At 69.5% G+C, this 18,464-nt stretch carries 14 protein-coding genes and 1 tRNA gene; 8 read left to right on the top strand and 7 right to left on the bottom strand.

Annotated elements, in window-relative coordinates; all coding sequences use genetic code 11:
- Nucleotides 1–2: 2 nt before the first annotated feature.
- Entirely contained in the window at nt 3–1,970 is a 1,968-nt protein-coding gene (locus EPO51_RS02365) for an oxidoreductase (protein ID WP_293345585.1), read from the bottom strand.
- Between the two features lie 257 nt (nt 1,971–2,227).
- Here EPO51_RS02365 and EPO51_RS02360 point away from each other — a divergent pair, with 257 nt between their 5' ends.
- A complete protein-coding gene (locus tag EPO51_RS02360; protein ID WP_293345583.1) occupies nt 2,228–3,130 on the top strand; it encodes an NAD-dependent epimerase/dehydratase family protein in 903 nt (300 codons plus the stop codon).
- A 40-nt stretch (nt 3,131–3,170) separates the two neighbouring features.
- Here the strand turns inward: EPO51_RS02360 and EPO51_RS02355 are convergent, their stop codons facing one another.
- The 3 genes from EPO51_RS02355 to EPO51_RS02345 all read right to left on the bottom strand — a co-directional run bounded on the left by EPO51_RS02355 (nt 3,171) and on the right by EPO51_RS02345 (nt 6,685).
- Nucleotides 3,171–5,144, bottom strand: a complete 1,974-nt coding sequence (locus EPO51_RS02355) for an oxidoreductase (RefSeq protein WP_293345581.1) — start codon at nt 5,142–5,144, stop codon at nt 3,171–3,173.
- Nucleotides 5,145–5,167: 23 nt separating this feature from the next.
- Complete coding sequence (locus EPO51_RS02350) at nt 5,168–6,166, bottom strand: NADP-dependent oxidoreductase (RefSeq protein WP_293345579.1); 999 nt, start codon at nt 6,164–6,166, stop codon at nt 5,168–5,170.
- A 436-nt stretch (nt 6,167–6,602) separates the two neighbouring features.
- A tRNA-Leu gene (locus tag EPO51_RS02345) sits at nt 6,603–6,685 on the bottom strand.
- Nucleotides 6,686–6,841: 156 nt separating this feature from the next.
- On the opposite strand from EPO51_RS02345, the gene EPO51_RS02340 reads away from it, so the two are divergent.
- Nucleotides 6,842–8,074, top strand: a complete 1,233-nt coding sequence (locus EPO51_RS02340; protein WP_293345577.1) for a glycosyltransferase — start codon at nt 6,842–6,844, stop codon at nt 8,072–8,074.
- On the opposite strand, the gene EPO51_RS02335 is transcribed toward EPO51_RS02340, so the two are convergent.
- Genes EPO51_RS02335 through EPO51_RS02325 form a run of 3 tightly spaced genes read right to left on the bottom strand, consistent with a single transcriptional unit; the run spans nt 8,071 to nt 10,308 of the window.
- Nucleotides 8,071–8,403 carry an I78 family peptidase inhibitor gene (locus EPO51_RS02335; RefSeq protein ID WP_293345575.1) on the bottom strand — a complete coding sequence of 111 codons (333 nt, stop codon included), beginning with the start codon at nt 8,401–8,403 and terminating at the stop codon, nt 8,071–8,073. The genes EPO51_RS02340 and EPO51_RS02335 overlap by 4 nt on opposite strands.
- On the bottom strand, nt 8,400–8,858 hold the full coding sequence (locus EPO51_RS02330) for a DNA polymerase III subunit chi (RefSeq protein WP_293345573.1): 459 nt from the start codon (nt 8,856–8,858) through the stop codon (nt 8,400–8,402). The genes EPO51_RS02335 and EPO51_RS02330 overlap by 4 nt, the downstream gene beginning before the upstream one ends.
- 1 nt (nt 8,859) lies before the next feature.
- Entirely contained in the window at nt 8,860–10,308 is a 1,449-nt protein-coding gene (locus EPO51_RS02325; protein ID WP_293345571.1) for a leucyl aminopeptidase, read from the bottom strand.
- Nucleotides 10,309–10,434: 126 nt separating this feature from the next.
- Between EPO51_RS02325 and lptF the strand changes: the two genes are divergently transcribed.
- The 6 genes from lptF to rsmA all read left to right on the top strand — a co-directional run bounded on the left by lptF (nt 10,435) and on the right by rsmA (nt 18,429).
- On the top strand, nt 10,435–11,577 hold the full coding sequence (gene lptF / locus EPO51_RS02320) for an LPS export ABC transporter permease LptF (protein ID WP_293345569.1): 1,143 nt from the start codon (nt 10,435–10,437) through the stop codon (nt 11,575–11,577).
- Complete coding sequence (locus EPO51_RS02315; RefSeq protein WP_293345567.1) at nt 11,574–12,677, top strand: LptF/LptG family permease; 1,104 nt, start codon at nt 11,574–11,576, stop codon at nt 12,675–12,677. The genes lptF and EPO51_RS02315 overlap by 4 nt, the downstream gene beginning before the upstream one ends.
- 196 nt (nt 12,678–12,873) lie before the next feature.
- Complete coding sequence (locus EPO51_RS02310) at nt 12,874–15,186, top strand: LPS-assembly protein LptD (RefSeq protein ID WP_293345565.1); 2,313 nt, start codon at nt 12,874–12,876, stop codon at nt 15,184–15,186.
- Nucleotides 15,187–15,228: 42 nt separating this feature from the next.
- Complete coding sequence (locus EPO51_RS02305; protein WP_293345563.1) at nt 15,229–16,590, top strand: peptidylprolyl isomerase; 1,362 nt, start codon at nt 15,229–15,231, stop codon at nt 16,588–16,590.
- Nucleotides 16,591–16,603: 13 nt separating this feature from the next.
- A complete protein-coding gene (pdxA, locus tag EPO51_RS02300) occupies nt 16,604–17,608 on the top strand; it encodes a 4-hydroxythreonine-4-phosphate dehydrogenase PdxA (RefSeq protein ID WP_293345561.1) in 1,005 nt (334 codons plus the stop codon).
- The gene (gene rsmA, locus EPO51_RS02295) at nt 17,605–18,429 is read left to right on the top strand and encodes a 16S rRNA (adenine(1518)-N(6)/adenine(1519)-N(6))-dimethyltransferase RsmA (protein ID WP_293345559.1); all 825 of its coding nucleotides are present in this window, start codon (nt 17,605–17,607) and stop codon (nt 18,427–18,429) included. Before pdxA ends, rsmA begins: the two co-directional genes overlap by 4 nt.
- Nucleotides 18,430–18,464: the final 35 nt, after the last annotated feature.

Here is an 18,464-nt window from a genome sequence, read left to right as displayed (position 1 = left end):
TCCTAGGCGATGGCTGCGGCCGCGCGATGGCCTTCATGCACGGCGGCTTCCAGGAACCGCGGGGCGTTGGCGTCTCCGACCACCGAGACCATCGCCGCGCCTCCGACAAGGTCGTCATAGAGGGTTCGGTTCGGGCGGTTGGGCGACACGAAGACCACGATGTCGGCCGGGACGATCTCCAACCGATTGTGGGCGGCGGCCAGATAGGTCGGCGCGAGCGAGACTGTGCGTCCCTCGAAGGCGACCGCACGCGTGCGAAGCCGCAAGGTGAAGTCGCCCTTGCTCAACCGCTGCAGCGCGGGCTCCGGCATCAACGCCGTCTCCACGCCGGGCGCGAAGCTGGCGTGGCGCGAGACATAGGTGACGGCAAGCCCCTGGCCGACGAGATGCTCGGCGGCCGACACCCCTTCGTAGTGACCGACGTCATCGACGACGACGGCGGCCTGGCCCCATTGGCCACGCCCCTCGGCGAAGAGGTCGCTGGACGAGACGACCCTTGGGTCTTCCGCGCCGCGCATGGGCTCTCCCGGGTTCGACGCCTGGACGCCATCGAGCCGGGGCGTCGATCCCGCCGCGACGATCACCGCGTCCGGCGCGAGCGCGCGCACATCATCGGCGTCCGCGAAGGTGCTCAGCCGGACCTCGACGCCGAGCCGGTAGACCTCGGACTCGAGCCAGCCGAGGTAGTCGCCCAATCCGTGCCGGGTCGGGGCCCGCGCGGCGAGCCTGAGGGTTCCACCGAGCGCAGGCTGGGCCTCGAGCAGGACGACGGCGTGGCCGCGCAAGGCGGCCACGCGCGCGGCCTCCAATCCGGAGGGCCCGCCGCCCACGACCACCACGCGCCGCCGCGCCGCCGCCGGAGTCAACCGGTCGTCGCCCAGGCGAAGCTCGAAGCCTGCCCCAGGGTTCACGACGCAGGCGACCCTGTGGCGCGGGCCGAGCAGATTGCCGACGCATCCCTGGTTGCAGGCGATGCAGGGGCGCACTTGGTCGACCCTGCCCTCAAGGCTCTTTCGGACGAGGTGGGGGTCGGCGATATGGGCCCGCGTCATGCCGACCAGGTCGGCCTGGCCGGCGCGGATGACCTGGTCCGCCTCCTCCAGGGTCCTGAAGCGACCTGTCACCAGGGACGGGGCGCCGAGCTTCGCCGTCACCTGCGCGTTCTGCGCCAGCTCATAACCGGCCGGCTCGTGCATGCCGCCGATCATCTTGGCGAAGCTCTGGTAATTGCCCAGCGAGAGATCGACGAAATCGACAAGCCGCTCCGCCTCGAGCCATTGGGCCACGCGGAGCACGTCGCCGGCCCCGATTCCCCCGGCCGTCTCATCGGGCGCGAGGCGCACGCCGACGGGATATCCGGGCGGGGTGGCGGCGCGCACCGCGCGCATGATTTCCAGGATGAACCGCGCGCGGTTCTCGATCGGCCCGCCGAACTCGTCCTCGCGCGTGTTGACGGCCGGCGACAGGAACTGGGCCGGCAGGTAGCCGTGGGCGCAGTGGATCTCGAGCCCATCCAGACCCCAGGCCACACACTTGGCGGCGGCGTCGGCATAGGCCGCCACGATCTCATCGATCATCCCCCTCGTCATGGGGATCGTCGGCACGCCGGTCAGGACGCCGGGCCGATCCGAGGGACCCCAGGGCGGGGACCCGTCCAGCGGCAGGCTGTTCTGGCCGCCGTGCCAGACCTGCTGGAAGAGGCGCATGCCCGTCGGGCGAACCGCGTTCACGAGCTTCTCGTAGCGGCCCGGCATCTGCGGGTCGAAGGTGTTCAGCCCGGCCGGGCTGGTCGGATGGACCGAGAGGATCTCGATGATCGACAGGCCGACGCCGCCCTCCCCCCGTGCGAGGTGATAGGCGATCAGGTCTTCCGACATCGGTCCCATGCCGGTCGCATGGGCGGTCCGCACCACGCGGTTCTTCAATTCGACGGCGCCGATTCTGATAGGCCGCGTCACGTGCGTGAGCATCGCGCTCAGCTCCCCTCGCCTGTTCGCCGCCAGGCCGATCCGAAGTGTTCCGGCGGGCCATCCGCCGCGCGCCGGGGCGCGCGGAAACCGTGAAAAGCAGCCTAGGGGAAGTGGCCTCGCCATCAACCCATTTTTGCAACACGTGCTATTTCCTAGGTCCAGCGAGTGCGCTACGACTCCGCTTGAAGAGACGCCGGACGGGCGCAGAGCTTCGCCGCCGCGTCGTCGGCGACGCTCCGGAAATGGTGGAGGATTCAATGCGGGTTCTGGTGATCGGCGCGGGGGGATTTCTCGGCTCGGCCGTCGCGCGGCGACTGGCGGCGAGCGGGCATGAGGTCCACGCCCTGGCGCGGGACGCCGGGAAGGCCGCGGCCTTTCAGGCCAAGGAATACACGCCCGTCATCGGCGATTTCGGCAGCATCGAGCTGCTCGCAGCGCTCGAGGGCGTCGACGGCGTCGTGAACTGCTCGTCCATTCCCTTCGACCAGGAGTGGCCGTCGGTCGCCCCGATCCTCGAGCGGCTCGGCGGGTCGCGGAGGCCTTTCGTGCAGACGACGGGGACGGCGGTCCTCTCCATCGAGACCCCCCACGGAGAGTGGCGGGAAGAGACCTTCGCCGAGGACGACCCGTTCACACCGCCGGATTGGATCGCGATCCGCACGGTGACCGAGAGAAACGTCCGCGAGGCGGCGGCGCAGGGCGTCCGGGCAATGGTCGTGCGGCCGCCGATGATCTGGGGCCACGGCGGCAGCGCGCAGATTCCGGCGATGATCGAGTCCCTGAAGACCACGGGCTCGGTCTGCTACCTGGGCCAGGGCCTGAACCTCTACACCCACGTCCACGTCGACGATCTGGCGGAGATCTATCGTCTGGCCGTGGAAAAGGGGGCGGCGGGCGCGCTCTATCACGCCGTCTCGGGCGAAACGAGCTGGCGCAGCATCGCGGAAGCCATAGGCCGCGCCACCGGAAGTCCCACCCGGAGCGTTTCGCTGGAAGAGGCGCGTCAGATCTGGGGCGATTTCCGCGGCCCGCTCTTCTTCGGGGTCAGCAGCCGCTCGCGCGCTCCCCGGACCCGCAGTGAACTGGGGTGGAGCCCGACGCATCTGGATGTCCTTGCCGACGTCGAGACCGGGTCCTACCGGCAGGCGGCAGCCGCTTAGCCGGCCCGGGTCCCGGCGGCCGCCGCCACCATGGTCGCGGTCACACCAGCGACCCAGCCACGTGACCTTCGCGGATCGCGGTCGGGATGAACCGCGGCGCGTTGGCGTCGCCAACGACACGCGCATCGACGCCCGCAGCGACCAGCTCATCGTACAGGCCGCGGTTGGGTCGGTTCGTGGAGACGAAGACGACGGTATCGGCCGGAAGCTTGACGGTCCGATTGCTGCCCATGGGCAGGTACGTCGGCCCCACGACCACGCCGTCCGGCTCCACCGAGATCGCCCGGGTGCGGGTGTGCAGCGTGAAGTGGCCCTGGTCCAGCCGCTGCAGCGCCGGCGCCGTCATCAGCGCGCTTTCCACCAGGGGCGCGAAGGCGATGTGACGGGTGACGAAGGCGACGTCCACCCCCTTCGCCACCAGATGTTCGGCGGCCGCCACCGCCTCGTAGTGGCCCAGGTCGTCGATCACCACCGCACTTCGCCCCGGATCGCGCGAGCCGGCGAGGAAGAGGTCGTTGGACGACAGGACATTCGGGCGATCGATGCCCTGGACGATCTCGCCGGGGTTGGACGCCTGCACGCCGTCCAAGCGCGGGGTCGAGCCGGTGGCCACGATGACGCGGTCCGGAACCTCGGCCAGGATGTCGTCGAGTTCCATGTAGGCGCCGGTGCGAACCTCTACCCCCAGGCGGAAGATCTCGTCCTGCATCCAGAAGGTGATGTCCCTGATCCCTCCCCGGTGCGGTGCGGCGCCGGCGAGCTTGACCGTTCCGCCGAGATTGGGCTCGGCTTCGGCGAGAACCACCTTGTGACCCCTGAGAGCCGCCACCCGGGCGGCCTCCATGCCCGCAGGACCACCGCCGATCACCAGCACCTTGAGCGGCGTCGGGGCCGGTTGAAGGCGATCGTCGCCCAGCTTCAGCTCGTAGCCCACCGCCGGGTTGACGGCGCAGCCCATTCGATGCGGCGGCGCGAGCAGTTGGCCGATGCAGCCCTGGTTGCAGGCGATGCAGGGGCGAACCTCCTCGGGGCGCCCCTCGAGACTCTTCCGAACGAGGTCGGGGTCGGCCACCGTGGCGCGCACCATCCCGATCAGGTCCGCCTCCCCGGCGCGGATCGCCTGGTCGGCCTCCTCCAGGGTCCGGAAGCGTCCGATCGCCATGGTGGGCACGGTGAGCGGTCGGGTGATCGGGGCCGTCGTGACGAGTTCGAACCCGGCTGGCTCATGCATGCCGCCGATCATCTTGTGCATCGTCTGGAACGTGCCCGAGGAGACGCTCACATAGTCGACGAGGCCGGCGGCCTCGGCCATCGTGGCGACGGCGAGGTTGTCGCCGACGTCCACGCCGCCCTCGAGCAGGTCCGGCGACAGACGCAAGCCGACGACGAACGTGCTCGAGACCGCAGCGCGGATCGCCCGCAGCGCTTCGAGGATGAACCGCGCCCGGTTCTCGAAGCCGCCGCCGTAGTCGTCGTCGCGCACGTTGGCATAGGTGGACAGGAACTGCTGCGGCAGGAACCCGTGCCCCGCATGAAGCTCCGCGCCTTCGCCACCCCAACCCTCCACCGCCGCCGCAGTCCTGGCATAGCCCTCGATGACGGCGTCGATCATCGCCTTGGTCATCGGAATCGGCGGTACGCCGGACTCCGATCCGGGCACGTCGGACGCGCCCCAGGGCGGAGACCCGTCAAGCTGGCGACCGTGGTGGCCCGCATGGAAAAGCTGCTGGAACACGCGCATCCCGTGAGGACGCATCCGCTCCATCATCTTCGGATACCGATCGGCCAAGCTGGGGTCGATGATGTTCAGGGTCGAGATCGAGGATGGGTGGACCGACATCGCCTCAAGTACGGTGAGCCCGACGCCGCCCTTGGCCCGCGCCTCATGATAGGCGATCAGATCGTCGCTCAGCGTCCCCCCGCCGATGGCCGTGCTGTGCGCGGTGCGCACGACGCGGTTCTTGATCTCGACGGCGCCGATGCGGATTGGCGTGTGGACGTGCGTGAGCGCCATGGGACCCTCCCAGTGAGGCCGTTTCAGATGCGGACGATCAGCTTCCCGACGTTCTCGCCCTCGAACAGGGATGCGAACGCGGCCGGTGCATTCTCGAGACCCTCGACGACGGTCTCCTTCCAGCGGAGTTCGCCCGACTGCAGCAGCCCGATGAGGGCGGCTGCGATCTCCGGCCCGCGAGGCGCCGCCAGGCCGGCATTGAAGCCGGTGACGACCAGGCCCTTCTCGATGATGGTGAAGAAGTCGGCCGGGCCGGCCCGATAGTTGTCGTCGTTGTACTGGGAGATGGCGCCACAGAGACCGATGCGGCCGCCCGGCCGCATCGCGCCCAGGGCCGCGTCCAGGGTAGCCCCGCCCACGTTGTCGAAATAGCAGTCCAGCCCGTTGGGACACTCGGCCTTCAGGAACGCGCCGACGTCCTGACGGCGGTAATTCACCGCGCCATCGAGGCCGAGCTCGTCCTTGAGCCAGGCGACCTTGTCGTCGGAACCGGCGCTTCCCAGCACGCGCACGCCGCGCCGCCGGGCCAGTTGGCAGGCCAGCGATCCCACCGCGCCGGCGGCCGCGGAGACGAACAGGGTCTCGCCGGCGACGGGGCGGAGCACCTCTTCAACGCCGGGGTAGGCCGTCATGCCGGACAGGCCCAGCACCCCGAGATACCAGCTCGGCGAGATGTCCGAGACCGGCAGCGCCTGGAGGTCGGAGGCCGGAGCCACGAACCGGTCGCGCCAACCCTTCTGACTCAGCACCAGCGCGCCGGCGGGCATGGCCGGCGCACGGGACTCCTCCACGACGCCGACCGCCGCACCGAACATGGGGTCGCCCACGGACAGGCCTGGCCGCACGCCCTTCCGACCCGTGAGGGGAAGACGCATGTAGGGATCCACGCTCATCCACATGTTCCGCACGCGAACATCGCCGTCCTGCAGCGCCGGCAGGGGCGTTTCCGCCATCACGAAGTCGTCCGCCGAGACTCGATCGCCAGGCATCCTGGCCAGGCGGATCTCCCGCGCGAGGCTCATCCGCGAGCGCTCTGCGACCCGGCGTCGGGCTCGGCGTTCATTCCCGAGAACGATGGATGCGGCATTCGATGTTCCTGATGTGAGTGGCGCCCGGCGCCCGCCTCGGCGACAACCGCATCCGACAGAAAACTATCACGTGTGTCAATCTATAGCGCCGCTGGAACGCCCAAATCTTACACCGCGATGTGCAATTTGCGCGGGAATGAAGCCTGCGGTGGCGGGTTGCGCCTAACCGGCGGACCCGAGCTGGCGGCGCGTAACAGGTCGCGCACACACGACTTCAGCGGACAACGATCCATAGCCGCCTATAGCAGCACTCATTATTCGCATGCATTGCAACTTTACAGGAGATGACCGACGGGAACCCACCGAGGGGGGACCAGCCCTGCGCGTCGCTCGCTCCGACGGTCCCATCGTCGTCTTCGCGACACTTCGATGGTGCGGGCGGAGGGACTCGAACCCCCACGCCGAAGCGCTTGGACCTAAACCAAGTGCGTCTACCAATTCCGCCACGCCCGCACAGCGTCAGGCTCTATAGCCGGGCCGATCTCGCGCGCCAACCACGGCGCCGCGCGACCGGACGGCGGGTCCTTGGCCCATCTCTCCGGCCCGGCGAGGCGTCGCGAGCGAAGGCGGGGGCGTGACAGGCTTGAGCGCGCCGGGCAGAAGACGGCCATGTCGAGCGGCGTCCTCTTCGTCCACAACAACTTTCCCGGCCAGTTCGCGGACCTCGCCCAGGTGTTGCTGGCGCGCGGGGTTCCCTGCGCGGCGATCGGGCAAGGCCATTCGCCGGGCCTCGCAGGCGTCAGGATCGCGCGCTACGGCCTGCCGCGGGGCACCACGCCAGGCATCTTTCCGCTGGCCGTTCGGGCCGAGGCCGACCTGATCCGCGCCAGCAGCGCTTTCAGGGCCGCCCAGGCGCTGAAAGAGGCCGGCTGGGATCCGGCGGTGATCGTCGGCCATCCCGGATGGGGCGAGATGACGTTCCTGGCGGACGTCTTTCCCGACGCGAGGACGGTGGCTTTCGCCGAGTTCTACTATCACGGCCGCGGCTACGACGTGGGCTTCGACCCCGAGTTCCAGCCTTTCGACCAGGACGCCGTCCTGCGCGCCGACGCCAAGAACGGGATGATGGCGATCGCCTACGCCAACGCCGACGCCATCGTCGCCCCCACGCCGTTCCAGGCGGCCAGCCTGCCGCGCCGGTTCCGCGACGCCACGCGGATCTTCCACGAGGGGGTCGACATCGAGGCGATCCGACCGGCGCCCGCGCAGCCCTTCGAACTGCCGGACGGCCGCGTCCTCGCGCCGGGCGCCCCCGTCATCACCCATGTGAACAACCACATGGAGCCGTTGCGCGGGCTGCATACGGTGGCGCGCGCCCTGCCCCGCCTCCTGGCCGAGGTTCCGGACGCCCACGCGATCTTCATCGGCGATCCCAACAAGAAGCCCTACGGCGGGAGCCCGCCCGAGGGGATGACCTGGCAGGAGGTCTGTTTCCGGGGCGTCGACTACGATCCGGCCCGCGTCCATTTCCTGGGCCAGGTTCCGCATGCCCGGATGCTGGCGGCCCTGCGCCTGGGCGTCGTCCACACCTACTACACCTATCCGTTCGTCCTCTCGTGGTCGCTTTCCGAGGCGATGGCGTCGGGGTGCTACGTGATCGGCTCGGACACCCCGCCGGTGCGCGACGCCATCCAGGACGGCGTGAACGGCCGCCTGCTGCCGTTCTTCGACCACGACGCGCTGGCGGGCGCGCTGATCGACGCCTGCCGCAATCCCGAGGCCAAGGCGCCGCTGCGCGCCGCCGCGCGGGCGACGGCGGAGGCGATGTTCAGCCGCGCGAAGGGCCGCGAGGCCTGGCTGTCGCTGCTGCGCGAACTGGGCGTGGCGATCGCGCCGGCCTAGCCGCAGCGGACTTCCTTGATCAGGCCGGTCTGGGCGTCGAAGAAGAAGTTCAGCCGGTTCGGGTTGAAATCCATGGTCACCGCGCAGGTGGTGCAGGCCACCCGCTGCAGCTCGGGCCGCACGGGCACCGGGATCTCGGAGCGCGGGCGGCCGACCAGGTTCTGGACCTCCTTGGCCCCGCAGGAATCCGCCGAAGGTTGCGGCCCGGGGTCGGTGGGCGGCGGCGGAGCGACCGCCGGCGGCGGGGGCGGCGGGGGTGCGGACGGCGGCGCCGTGGAACAGCCCCCCAGCCCCAGCAGGACCCCCGCCATGACGGTCGCGCGCCTCATGCCTGCTTCTCCCAGCCTCTGGCCTGCTGCTTCCAGTAGGAGACCGGCAGGCCGCGCGCCTTCACGGCGCTCCACTGCGTCCGGGCGTTCCGGAGCTGGTCCTCGTCGCCGCCGTCGAACAGCACGACGCAGCGCTGGTACCCGGCAAGTTCACCCGGCTCGGCGCCATCCACCAGGAACAGGGCGTCTGCGGCGTTGGGGTTCTCGGTCCCCGTGGTCAGCAGGATCGGCTGGCGCGCCGCCCCCGGATCGTCGGCCGGGGCGTGCGGCAGGAAGCTCTCGTCGCGATAGCTCCAGAGCCAGCCGTCCAGGTGGTCGATCCGTTCGGTCATCGACGAGCGGACGATGGCCTTCCAGCCCTTTTGCAGGGTCTTCTCCAGCAGCTCCGGCAAGGCCTGGTCCAGCCCGGTGCGTTCCAGGTGGTAGAACCAGACCTCGCAGGCGCCCTCGGCCACGTCAGCCCTCGTACTTGTCCTGCACCATCCGGTTCAGCAGGCGCACGCCGAAACCGGTGGCGCCGTCCGGGCTGGTGGGGATCGACGAGGGCTTCTTCCAGGCGACGCCGGCTATGTCCAGGTGCGCCCAGGGCGTGCCGTTGACGTACTTCTGCAGGAACAGCGCCGCCGTGATCGAGCCGCCCGGCCGACCGCCGGTGTTCTTCATGTCGGCGATCATCGAGTCGATCTGCTTGTTGTAGGCGTCGGGCAGCGGCATCCGCCACAGGCCTTCGTCCTCGGCCTTGGACGCGGCCAGCAGGTTGGCGGCGAGGTCTTCGTCGTTCGCGTAGCAGCCGGCCAGGTCGTTGCCGATGGCGATGATGATCGCGCCAGTCAGGGTGGCCAGGTCGACCATGAACTTCGGCTTGAAGCGGTCCTGGCAGTACCAGAGCGCATCGGCCAGCACGAGGCGGCCTTCGGCGTCGGTGTTCACCACCTCGATGGTCTGGCCCGAGATCGAGGTCAGAACGTCGCCGGGGCGGTAGCTGTTGCCGTCCGGCATGTTCTCGACGAGGCCCAGGATGCCGACGGCGTTCACCTTGGCCTTGCGGCCCGCGAGGACGTGCATGAGGCCGGCCACGGCGCCCGCGCCGCCCATGTCCCACTTCATGTCCTCCATGTTCTCGGCCGGCTTGATCGAGATGCCGCCGGTGTCGAAGCAGACGCCCTTGCCCACGAAGGCGACGGGCTGGGCGGCCTTGTCGGCCGCGCCGTTCCACTTGATGACCGCGAGCTGGCTTTCCCGGATGCTGCCCTGCCCCACGGCCAGCAGCGAACCCATGCCCAGCTTCATCATCTCGGCTTCGCCCAGGATCTCGACCTCGAGGCCGATGTCCTCCAGCGCCTTCACCCGCCTGGCGAACTCGGCGGGATAGAGGACGTTCGGCGGCTCGGAGACCAGGTCGCGGGTGAAGCTGATGGCGTCGGCCAGGGCGGCCAGGGGCGCGAAGGCGGCCAGCGCCGCGTCGACGTCGGCGGTCGGGATCGAGGTCTTGAGGACGGACGGCTTCTTGTCCGCCGGCTCCTTGGTCCGATACTTGTCGAACCGGTAACTGGCGAGGCGCACGCCCAGGGCCGCGTGGGCCGCCAGGTCGGCGCCGCCGGCGCCCTCGACACGCAGCGTTTCCAGACCGGAGGTCTTCACGGCGTTGTAGGCGCTCGCCGCGGCGTGCTCCGCGCCGATGGCGCCGAACGCCTCGCGCTTGCCCGCGCCCACCAGCACCAGCCGGGCGGCGTCCACGCCCTGGGGCGCCAGGATGTCGAGGGTCTGGCCCTTGCCGCCGGTGAACCGGCTGGCCGACACCGCCTGGGCGACCGCGCCCTCATAGGTGTCGCCTTCGAAGACGATGCGGGCGACCGCGGCCTTGGCAGGGGCGCCTGCGCCGGTCGCGACGAATTCGATATCCATCAGTACTCTCTCTCAAGGCTCGGTCTGCGCGCCCACGGTCCGGTTGTGTGGCGCGGCGACGCATGGTTTAGAACAGGTCCGCCGCCGGGGCGCGTCTAATTCTCCGGGCTAGCCGTTTTTCGCAAGATGCGCCTGATCGACCGATATCTCCTGCGCCAGCTCCTGGGACCCGTGGTCCTGGCCACGCTCGCGCTCACCGCTGTCGCGCTGCTGAGCCAAAGCCTGGCCGGCCTCGACCTGATCGTGAACCAGCGTCAAAGCGCGCTCGTGTTCCTGAAGGTGACGCTGCTTTACATGCCGCAGCTGATCAACCTGATCCTGCCGATCGCGGTGTTCGTGGCCGCGCTGGTGGCCCTGAACCGTCTGCACACCGAGCAGGAGATCGTCGTCTGTTTCGCCGGCGGCATGAGCCGCTGGCGCGTGATCTCGCCGGCCATGCGGCTGGCCTGCACCATCGCCTTCCTGGCGCTCCTAATGAACCTGTTCGTCCAGCCGCTGTCGTTCCGCACCCTGCGGCAGGAGTTGTTCGAGGTTCGGACCGACCTGGCGGCCACGCTGGTCCGCGAGGGCGAATTCACCGAACCCGCCCCCGGGCTGACGGTCTATGCCCAGAGCGTCGATGGCCAGGGCAACCTGCGCAACCTGTTCATCCACCAGGTCAAGCCCGACGGCTCCACCACCACCTACACCGCCGAGAAGGGCCGCGTGGGCCGCGCCCAGGGCCGGCCGGCCTTGTTCATGGAGAACGGCTCGAACCAGGAGTTCTCCGGCCGCGGCGTGCTCAACTACCTGACCTTCCAGGAATACGTCTTCGACCTGGCGCCGATGGCCAACTCGGACGAGCTGATCCACTACAAGCCCTCGGATCGCTACCTGCACGAGCTGTTCTTCCCCGACCTGCAGCAGGACTGGGAGCGGCGGAACCGCCTGGAACTGCTGGCCGAGGGCAACGCCCGCCTGGCCTCGCCACTCTACAACATCGCGTTCATGGCGCTGGCCCTGGCGGCCATCATCGGTGGCGGCTTCTCGCGCCTCGGCTACGGGCGAAGGATCGTCGCCATCGGGGCGATCGCGGCGGGTGTCCGGCTGACGGGCTTCCTGGTCCAGTCGGCCTGCGAGGACAACGCCTGGCTGAACATCGCCCAGTACGCCGTGCCCCTGCTCGCCACCTGGGGCGCCATGGCGGCCATCTTCCGCCAGAAGGTCAGCCGCTACATCGACATCAGCCGGCCCCGCCCGGGGATCGCGCCGGCGGGGGTCAGGGCATGATCGGGCTGGGCCGCATCGAGCGCTACGTCGTCGGCTACATGCTGCTGGGCGTGCTGACCTGGCTGTCGGTGATCGCCTCGGTCGTGATCCTGATCCAGTTCGTGGAGCTGACGGGCCAGGTGGGAACCCGCGCCGAGGTAGGCGCCAACAGCATCCTGATGCTGACACTCCTCAGGCTGCCGTCCCTGCTTCAGATCCTGCTGCCGTTCGTCTTCCTGTTCGGCGGCATCAGCGCCTTCGTGGGCCTCAACCGGCGCAGCGAGCTGGTGGCGATGCGGGCGGCCGGCGTCTCGGCCTGGCGTTTCATCCTGCCATCGGCGGCGGGGGCTTTCCTGCTGGGCGTGATCGCGGTGGGCGGGCTGAACCCCGTGGCCGCGGCGCTCAACGCCCGCTTCGAGCTGGAGCGGTCCAGGTTGATGGCCAACTATCTCGGCGACCAGCCGCAGGACATATGGCTGCGCCAGGGTGACGACACCGGCCAGATCGTGATCCATGCCCAGGCCCGCGACACCCGCCGCGGCGTGGTGACCCTGCGCGGCGTCTCGCTGTTCATCTACGAGAAGAGCGAGCGTGGGACGCCGGTCTTCCGCCGCCGGCTGGAGGCGCGCGAGGCGACGCTGATGCCGGGCTTCTGGCGGCTGCGGGACGTGCGCGAAGCCACCGCGGGCGATTCGTCGGTCCGCTCGGATAGCCTTTCGATCCGTTCCACGCTGGATTCGGAGGCCGCCATGGAGCGGCTGGCCTCGCCCGAGGCCATCGCCTTCTGGCGCCTGCCCAAGGCGATCCAGCTCACGGAACAGGCCGGCTTCTCGGCCTCCGGCTATCGGCTGCGGTTCCACCAGCTCCTGGCGACGCCGCTGCTCTTCGCGGCCATGTCCGTCCTGGCGGCGGCGTTCTCCCTGCGCCTGACGCGCCTCGGGGGGCTGGCGGGGCTGGCCGGCGCGGGCGTGGCGCTGGGATTCGTGATGTTCTTCTTCAATCAGTTCGCCGGCGCGCTGGCCAAGGCCGACATCATCCCGCTTTTCGCGGCGGCCTGGGCCCCCGCCCTGGTCGCGCTGCTCGCGGGCGTGACCCTGCTTTGCTACACCGAAGACGGTTGAATCGTTTGCCTGCCGGGCGCTAGAGCCTGGGTCGGCAGGCTCGCTTTTCTTGCCTGAAGCGCATCCATCGCGCCAAACCGGTTTCCACTTTGGCGGGATGCGCTTTATGCATCGCAGGCCTGACACAATAGACGCCGCCGGGCGCTTCGCTTCGCGCCAGAGGGGATCGAGAGGGTTGATGAGTCCGCGCAGGCGTATGCCGCGAACCGCAGGCAAGCGCGCCCTCCTGGCCGGCGCTGCGATCGCATTCCTGTGGACCGCGCAAGGCCACGCCCAGGCGCCCGCCGCGCCGGCGACGCCCAGCGCCGACGGTCTGCAGAAGGACGAAATGTACATGGAGGCCGACGAGGTCGTCCGCGAGGACGACGCCGGCCGGACCACCGCCAACGGCAACATCGAGGTCCGCTACAACGGCCGCACCCTGCGCGCCGACAAGCTGGTCTACGACGACAAGACCGGCGTCATCCACGCCTATGGCCACATCGTCGTGGTCAATGCGGACGGCTCGTCCGAGTACGCCGACGAGATGGTGCTGGACGAGGACATGCGCGCCGGCGTCGCGCTGGGATTCTCGGCGCGCCTGCAGGAAAACGTCAAGATCGCCGCGGCCAGCGCGGCCAAGCGCAACGAGAACATCGAGGAGCTCAACAAGGCGATCTACACGCCCTGCGAGATCTGCGCGAAGGACGGCTCGCCCAAGACCCCCACCTGGTCGATCGCCGCCGAGCGGGTCGTGCGCGATAAGAAGCGGCGGATCGTCTACTACCGCAACGCCCGGTTCCGGCTGTTCGGCGTCTCGGTGCTCTATCTGCCGGTGTTCTGGCATGCCGACCCGGCGGCGGACCGGACCTCCGGCTTCCTCGTTCCCAAGGCCTCGGTGTCCGACCGGCGCGGCGTATCGTACGAACAGCCGTACTACTGGGCCTTCTCCCCCTCGGCCGACCTGATCATCAGCCCGCAGATCAACTCCAAGATCGCGCCCTTCCTGAACGGCGAGCTACGCAAGCGCTTCTATTCGGGCGATGTGGACATCCGGTTCGGCTACACCCACGCCCGCGACTTCGACGGCAAGGGCAACGAGATCGTCGGCACCAGCACCGACCGCAGCTACATCCTGGGCCGCGGCGCCTTCCGAATCGACGACAAGTGGCTCTGGGGCTTCACCGCCGAACGGTCGTCCGACGACCTGATCTTCGACAAGTACGAGGTCGGCAAGGTCTACGTCAGCCGCGGCCCCTATGTGGCCGACGACCGGCGGCTGATCTCGCAACTCTACACGATCCGCCAGGATGAACGGTCGTACTTCTCCGTCGCGGCCATGAGCATCCAGGGCCTGCGTCCCGGAACGATCGACCCGGTGACGGGCTTTGCGTTCGGCGAGAACGACCGGGTCTTCCCGGTGATCGGCCCGCTGATCGAAGGCCACTACGAGCCCGCGCCGAAGATCCTGGGCGGTCGCCTGCGGGTGCATACCAGCGCCGTGGTGCTGAGCCGCGAGCAGTCGCAGACCGACCTGACCCAGCGCCTGCCGGGCCTGGATAGCGCCCGGGCGACCGGTGAGGTGGATTGGCGCCGCGCCTTCACCTCCAGCGGCGGCCTGCGCTTCGAGCCGTTCGTGAATGTCCGCGCCGACGCCTACCGGCTGGACGACATCCTGACCGGCGTGGGCTCGGCCACGCGCAGCGACGACATGAGCCGCGCGCTCGCCACCGCCGGCGTCGACGTGACGTATCCGGTGTTTAAGCGCATCAAGGACGCGACCATCGTCCTGGAGCCTGTTCTCCAGGTGGCCGCTTCACCCAACGCCAAGCAGGTGGTGATCGGCCGCGACCCCACTACGGGCGAGAAGATCTACCTCAACGAGGACAGCGTCGCCTTCGAGTTCGACGAGACGACGTTGTTCCGGCCGAACAAGTTCCCGGGCTACGACCTCTACGAAGACGGCGTGCGCCTGAACGTCGCGGGCCGCGCCGGCGTGATGTGGGACGACGGCCGGCGGGCCAACTTCCTGCTGGGCCGCAGCTTCCGCACCGAAGAGAACGCGGTGTTCAGCGACCGCTCTGGCCTGCGCTCCAAGGCGTCGGATTGGATCGTGGCCGCGGACGCCCAGCCGATGCGCGGCGTGTCGATGTTCGCCCGCGCCCGCCTGGACAACGATACGCTCGACATCCATCGCCTCGAAGCCGGCGCCAACGTCTACAATAAGCACGGCAACGGCTTCGTCCGCTACCTGACCGACGACTTCGACATCAACGGCGTGAAGCGCGAGAACCTCGACGTCGGCGGCGAAATCTACATCGGCAAGAACTACGGCGTCAGCGTCTACGGCAACCGCGACCTGACCCGTGACGCCTGGGTGATCCGCGACTACGGCGTGTTCTATCGGGACGATTGCCTGCGGGTGGATGTGATCTATCGCCGCGAAGACACGATCATCGGTCGTCTGCTACCCAGCGAGTCGGTGTCCGTACGCCTAACGCTCGCCACATTGGGCGGCTCATTCAGGTAAGATGGCGGAACAATTGCGCCACACGAAGGAAGACTCTCGTCCATGATGCGTTATCTGACCGGTCCCACTGCGAGGAGCGCGGCCTTCGCCTGCGCCCTGGTCGCCGTGGCGGCGGCGCCCCAGGCCGTGGCGCAGCAACCGGCAAGCGAGGCGGTCGGCACAGCGCCGGCCGAGGACCCTGCCCCCGCCGCGCCGCGCGCGCCGCAGGGCCTCTCCGAATCGGTGGCGGCCGTGGTGAACGACGACATCGTCTCCACCTACGACCTGGCGCAGCGCATGCGCCTGCTGATCGCCACCTCGGGCGTGCAGCCCACTCAGGAAAACCTTCAACAGTTCCAGCGCGAGGCGCTGGTGTCCCTGGTCGACGAGCACCTGCAGTTCCAGGAACTGCGGCGCGTCGAGAAGGAACAGAAGATCGACATCCTCGCCGACGACGCGGAGATCAATGAAGAGATCGCCGAGATGGCGAAGGGCAACAACATGAGCCCCGAGCAGTTCATGGCGTTCCTGGCCTCACGCGGCATCGGGCAGGACACCCTGAAGCAGCAGCTCCGCGCACAGGTCAGCTGGTCGCGCTGGATCCAGGGCCGCTACGGCTCGCGCCTGCGCGTCGGCGACGACCAGATCGCCGCCACCCAGGCCCTGCTCACCGCCCAGGCCGCCAAGCCCCAGTACAACATCGGCGAGGTGCTGATCGACGCCAACCGGGTCGGCGGCATGCAGCAGGCCATGACCGGCGCCCAGCAACTGGTGACCCAGATGCAGCAGGGCGCCCCTTTCCCCGCCGTCGCCCGCCAGTTCTCGGCCCTGCCCACCGCGGCCAACGGCGGCGACGCCGGCTGGGTCAGCCCCGGCGAGATGCCGCCCGAGGTCCAGACCGTGCTCGAACAGATGCGCCCGGGCCAGCTCTCGCAGCCGATCCCGGTGAAGGACGGCGTCTACATCCTCTACCTCCGCGACAAGCGCGCCGGCGGCAACGCCACGCTGGTCAACCTGAAGCAGGTCGCCATCGGCCTGCCGCAGACCGCCACCCCCGACGACGAGACCGCGGCGCGGGCCAAGCTCGCGGCGATCAAGCCGCAGATCAAGGACTGCGCGGCCATGGACGCCGCGGCCAACCCCTCGCAGGGCGTCATTGCCGGCGATCTGGGCGAGGCCGAGGTCGCCGACCTGGCGCCGGCCTTCCGCGATGCGGCCGAGAAGCTGAAGGTGGGCGAGGTTTCCGACCCGATCCGCACGCCGGTCGGCCTGCACCTGATCGCCGTCTGCGGCCGCCGCTCGGCCGGCGCGGGCCAGGCCGACAAGGAGCAGATCGAGCGCCGCCTGCGCGGCCAGCAACTGAGCATGATCGCGCGCCGCTACATGCGCGATCTGCGTAACTCGGCGACCATCGAAACCAAGTGAGGCGCAGGCGGCGGTGAAGACGGGACCGCTCGCACTCACCCTCGGGGATCCCGCCGGCATCGGCCCGGAGATCGTCGTCAAGGCCTGGCGGGCGCTGCGCGCCGACGGGCCGGCGTTCTTCGTGGTCGGCGACGCCCAGGCGATCGCGTCGGCGCCCACCTCCAGCCGGGCCCTGGTGCGTTCGATCTCGAACCCGGACGAGACGCTGGCGGCGTTCCCAGACGCCATCCCCGTCCTGGACCTGCCTCTTCGCGGCCCCGTCGTGGCGGGCCAGCCGACGCCGGCCGCCGCCAGCGCCATCATCCAGTGGATCGAGACGGCCGTGGGCCTGGCGCTCTCCGGGACTGTGTCCGGCGTCGTGACCGCGCCGATCGCCAAGGCCCCGCTCTACGCCGCCGGGTTCAAGTTCCCGGGTCACACCGAATTCCTGGGAGAGCTGACCTCCGCCGCCAGCTTCGACGGCGCGCGCGGCCCGATCATGATGCTGACCGCCGCCGACCTGCGGGTCACGCTGGTCACGGTGCATGAGCCGCTCGCCAAGGTTTCCGGAAAACTCAGCATCCAGGCGATCGTCAACGCGGGCCTGGTCACCGCCCAGGCGCTGCGCAGGGACTTCGGGATCGCCAGGCCGCGCCTCGCCGTGGCCGGCCTCAACCCCCACGCGGGCGAGAGCGGGACGATCGGACGCGAGGAGGTCGAGATCGTCGAGCCGGCGGTCCGGGCGCTCAAGGACCTGGGCGTCGACGCCCGCGGCCCCTACCCCTCCGACACCCTGTTCCCGGCGGAGGTGCGCGAGACCTATGACGCGGCGCTGTGCCTCTATCACGACCAGGCCCTGATCCCGATCAAGATGCTGGACTTCTGGGGCGGGGTGAACGTCACCCTGGGCCTGCCCATCGTGCGGACCTCGCCCGACCACGGCACCGCCTTCGACATCGCCGGGCGGGGAATCGCGCGGCCCGACAGCCTGATGGCCGCCATCCGCCTGGCCGACGAGATCGCGCGGCGACGCCCTTGAGCCTCGACAGCCTGCCGACCCTGCGCGAGGCGCTCGAGGCCCATGGCCTGTGGGCCAGGAAGTCGTTCGGCCAGCACTTCCTGCTGGACCTCAACATCACCCGCAAGATCGCCCGGCTCGCCCAGGTGGGCGACGGCGACCACGTCATCGAGGTGGGCCCCGGTCCCGGCGGCCTGACCCGCGCCCTGCTCGAGACCGGCGCGCGCGTGACGGCGATCGAGAAGGACGAGCGGTTCGCCCCCCTGCTCCAGGAGGTGGCCGACGCCAGCGACCGCCTGACCCTGGTGTTCGGCGACGCGCTGAAGGCCGACGAGGCCGCCATCGCCGGGGACCAGCCCGCGCATCTTGTCTCCAATCTTCCCTACAACGTCGGCACGCCGCTGCTGATCAAGTGGCTGACCGGCCCGTGGACGCCGAGGTCACTGACCCTGATGTTCCAGCGCGAGGTCGCCGACCGGATCACCGAGGGACCCGGCGAGGACGCCTACGGCCGGCTGGGCGTCATCGTCCAGGCCACCTGCCGGGCCCAACGGGTGATGGACGCCCCGGCGCGCGCCTTCACCCCACCGCCCAAGGTGGATTCCGCCGTCGTACGGCTGGAGCCGCTCGCCAACCGGCCCAGCCCCGAACGTCTCGACGCCCTGCAGAGGATCACCGCCGCCGCCTTCGGGCAGCGCCGCAAGATGCTGCGCTCCAGCCTGAAGGTGCTGGGCGGCGAGGACCTGATCGCCGCCGCAGGCCTCGACCCCCAAGCCCGCGCCGAGGTGGTCCCGGTGGCCGGCTTCCTGGCCCTGGCCGACGCCTGGCTGACGCGCCGCTAACCGCCGCCGGCCAGGATGACGAACCTCAGGTCAGC

The organism is Phenylobacterium sp. (assembly GCF_004297125.1).
Taxonomy (GTDB): domain Bacteria; phylum Pseudomonadota; class Alphaproteobacteria; order Caulobacterales; family Caulobacteraceae; genus Phenylobacterium.
This window is presented reverse-complemented; position numbering and strand designations above follow the sequence as displayed.

Excerpts from the sequence above, each read along its gene's own strand:
- EPO51_RS02365 (WP_293345585.1), bottom strand. The coding sequence starts at position 1,970 with ATGCTCACGCACGTGACGCGGCCTATCAGAATCGGCGCCGTCGAATTG.
- EPO51_RS02360 (WP_293345583.1), top strand. The coding sequence starts at position 2,228 with ATGCGGGTTCTGGTGATCGGCGCGGGGGGATTTCTCGGCTCGGCCGTC.
- EPO51_RS02355 (WP_293345581.1), bottom strand. The coding sequence starts at position 5,144 with ATGGCGCTCACGCACGTCCACACGCCAATCCGCATCGGCGCCGTCGAG.
- EPO51_RS02350 (WP_293345579.1), bottom strand. The coding sequence starts at position 6,166 with ATGAGCCTCGCGCGGGAGATCCGCCTGGCCAGGATGCCTGGCGATCGA.
- EPO51_RS02340 (WP_293345577.1), top strand. The coding sequence starts at position 6,842 with ATGTCGAGCGGCGTCCTCTTCGTCCACAACAACTTTCCCGGCCAGTTC.
- EPO51_RS02335 (WP_293345575.1), bottom strand. The coding sequence starts at position 8,403 with ATGAGGCGCGCGACCGTCATGGCGGGGGTCCTGCTGGGGCTGGGGGGC.
- EPO51_RS02325 (WP_293345571.1), bottom strand. The coding sequence starts at position 10,308 with ATGGATATCGAATTCGTCGCGACCGGCGCAGGCGCCCCTGCCAAGGCC.
- lptF (WP_293345569.1), top strand. The coding sequence starts at position 10,435 with ATGCGCCTGATCGACCGATATCTCCTGCGCCAGCTCCTGGGACCCGTG.
- EPO51_RS02315 (WP_293345567.1), top strand. The coding sequence starts at position 11,574 with ATGATCGGGCTGGGCCGCATCGAGCGCTACGTCGTCGGCTACATGCTG.
- EPO51_RS02310 (WP_293345565.1), top strand. The coding sequence starts at position 12,874 with ATGCCGCGAACCGCAGGCAAGCGCGCCCTCCTGGCCGGCGCTGCGATC.
- EPO51_RS02305 (WP_293345563.1), top strand. The coding sequence starts at position 15,229 with ATGATGCGTTATCTGACCGGTCCCACTGCGAGGAGCGCGGCCTTCGCC.